The following is a 736-nucleotide window of genomic DNA, read 5'->3' as shown; positions in this document are numbered from 1 at the left end:
CTCCAGTCCTTCCTCAACCTCTACTACGCCCTGATGGACGTCCTGCGCACCGAGGAGGACTTCGCCGAGCTGGCGCACGCCTACCTCGCGCGGGCCCGGGCGCAGGGGGTGCGGCACGCCGAGATCTTCTTCGACCCGCAGGCCCACGTCGCGCGCGGGGTGCCGATCGGCACGGTCATCGACGGCCTCGCCCGCGCGCTGGACCAGGCGCCCGGGACGTACGGCATCACCACCCGCCTCATCATGTGCTTCCTGCGCGACGAGAGCGCCGAGTCGGCGCTGGCCACCTTCGAGGCGGCCCGCCCCTGGCTGGGGAGGATCACCGCGGTCGGGCTCGACTCGGCCGAGGTGGGCAACCCGCCGTCGAAGTTCCGCGAGGTCTTCGAGCGGGCCCGCGCCGCCGGGCTGAAGTGCGTGGCGCACGCGGGCGAGGAGGGCCCGCCCGGCTACGTGTGGGAGGCGCTCGACATCCTCGGCGTGGATCGGATCGACCACGGCGTGCGCTGCCTGGAGGACGAGGCGCTGGTGGCCCGGCTGGTCGCGGACCAGACGCCGCTGACCGTGTGCCCGCTGTCCAACGTGCGGCTGCGGGTGTACGAGAACCTGGCCGACCACCCGTTGCCCGCCATGCTCGCGGCCGGCCTGCGGGTGTGCGTCAACTCCGACGACCCGGCGTACTTCGGCGGCTACGTCGGCGACAAATACACCGCCGTCCGTGAGGCGCTCGGCCTGGACC

At 73.1% G+C, this 736-nt stretch carries 1 protein-coding gene; it reads left to right on the top strand.

All coding sequences use genetic code 11. The features are described 5' to 3' along the window. On the top strand, positions 1–736 hold a 736-nt coding region (gene add, locus KUM32_RS36810), incomplete at both ends, for an adenosine deaminase (protein ID WP_217146224.1).

The sequence above is a fragment of the Streptomyces sp. AC627_RSS907 genome, from assembly GCF_019049165.1.
The sequence above is the reverse complement of the archived record's forward strand: the minus strand, read 5'-3'. Positions and strand labels throughout refer to the sequence as shown.